Source organism: Exiguobacterium sp. s40, from assembly GCF_018617905.1.
Lineage (GTDB): Bacteria > Bacillota > Bacilli > Exiguobacteriales > Exiguobacteriaceae > Exiguobacterium > Exiguobacterium mexicanum_A.
In genome coordinates this window covers 1-1,187 of record NZ_JACSLC010000033.1, presented here as the reverse complement: position 1 = coordinate 1,187, position 1,187 = coordinate 1, and the positions used below count along the sequence as shown (strand labels likewise).

The 1,187-nt window shown below is 47.2% G+C and carries 10 tRNA genes and 1 rRNA gene; all 11 read right to left on the bottom strand.

Annotated features, from left to right (window positions below):
• Nucleotides 1-108: 108 nt before the first annotated feature.
• Nucleotides 109-185 (bottom strand) — tRNA-Pro (locus KNP02_RS14700).
• Between the two features lie 7 nt (nt 186-192).
• Nucleotides 193-269 (bottom strand) — tRNA-Arg (locus KNP02_RS14695).
• A gap of 5 nt (nt 270-274) precedes the next feature.
• Nucleotides 275-359, bottom strand: a tRNA-Leu gene (locus tag KNP02_RS14690).
• 7 nt (nt 360-366) lie between these two features.
• A tRNA-Gly gene (locus KNP02_RS14685) sits at nt 367-441 on the bottom strand.
• 21 nt (nt 442-462) lie between these two features.
• Nucleotides 463-543: transfer RNA gene (locus tag KNP02_RS14680), tRNA-Leu, on the bottom strand.
• A gap of 33 nt (nt 544-576) precedes the next feature.
• Nucleotides 577-652 (bottom strand) — tRNA-Lys (locus KNP02_RS14675).
• A 15-nt stretch (nt 653-667) separates the two neighbouring features.
• A tRNA-His gene (locus KNP02_RS14670) sits at nt 668-743 on the bottom strand.
• Between the two features lie 11 nt (nt 744-754).
• A tRNA-Thr gene (locus KNP02_RS14665) sits at nt 755-830 on the bottom strand.
• Nucleotides 831-838: 8 nt separating this feature from the next.
• A tRNA-Phe gene (locus tag KNP02_RS14660) sits at nt 839-914 on the bottom strand.
• Between the two features lie 25 nt (nt 915-939).
• A tRNA-Asp gene (locus tag KNP02_RS14655) sits at nt 940-1,015 on the bottom strand.
• Between the two features lie 83 nt (nt 1,016-1,098).
• Nucleotides 1,099-1,187 (bottom strand): 5S ribosomal RNA (rrf, locus tag KNP02_RS14650); the annotation flags it as partial.

Here is a 1,187-nt window from a genome sequence, read left to right as displayed (position 1 = left end):
GAATTTGATATAGCTCTTTAAAAATGACGAAGCTTGCGCTTCATTCAAAAATTGTAAAACATTTTTGCCTCATCGTTCAGTTTTCAAAGACCAAATTGAATTAAGAAATGGTCGGGAAGACAGGATTCGAACCTGCGACCCCTTGGTCCCAAACCAAGTGCTCTACCAAGCTGAGCTACTTCCCGTTATAAATGGTGCACCCTGAGAGATTCGAACTCCCGGCCTTTAGATTCGTAGTCTAACGCTCTATCCAGCTGAGCTAAGGGTGCATTAATGCGGTCGAGAGGACTTGAACCTCCACGGTGTTAACCACCACTAGGCCCTCAACCTAGCGCGTCTACCGATTCCGCCACGACCGCATATAATTGGAGCGGAAGACGGGATTCGAACCCGCGACCCCGACCTTGGCAAGGTCGTATTCTACCACTGAACTACTTCCGCAATATAAAGTTAGATTAGAGATGCGGGTGAAGGGACTCGAACCCCCACGTCAAAGACACTAGATCCTAAGTCTAGCGCGTCTACCAATTCCGCCACACCCGCATATAATATTTAAGTATAGAAATTAATGAGAAATGGTGAGCCATGCAGGGCTCGAACCTGCGACCCTCTGATTAAAAGTCAGATGCTCTACCAACTGAGCTAATGGCTCATTAATTTTTTAAAATGGGGCGGCTGAAGGGAATTGAACCCTCGAATGCCGGAATCACAATCCGGTGCGTTAACCACTTCGCCACAACCGCCATGAGAAAAATGGTGCCGGCGAAAGGATTCGAACCCTCGACCCTCTGATTACAAGTCAGATGCTCTACCAACTGAGCTACACCGGCGCTGTAAATGGTGGCTTTGGACGGAATCGAACCGCCGACACAAGGATTTTCAGTCCTTTGCTCTACCAACTGAGCTACAAAGCCAACTTATTAAGTTTAAATAAAAAAATGGCGGTCCCGACGGGATTCGAACCCGCGATCTTCTGCGTGACAGGCAGACATGTTAACCACTACACCACGGGACCGTTTTAAATAATTATTGTATCGACTTTACCTATTTTAAATGTCATCGAGACTAAAGTCAATAATTTTTTCAAAAAAACAATCAGCCTGGCAGCGTCCTATCCTCACAGGGGGAGACCCCCAACTACTTTCGGCGCTGAAGCGCTTAACTTCCGTGTTCGGCATGGGAACGGG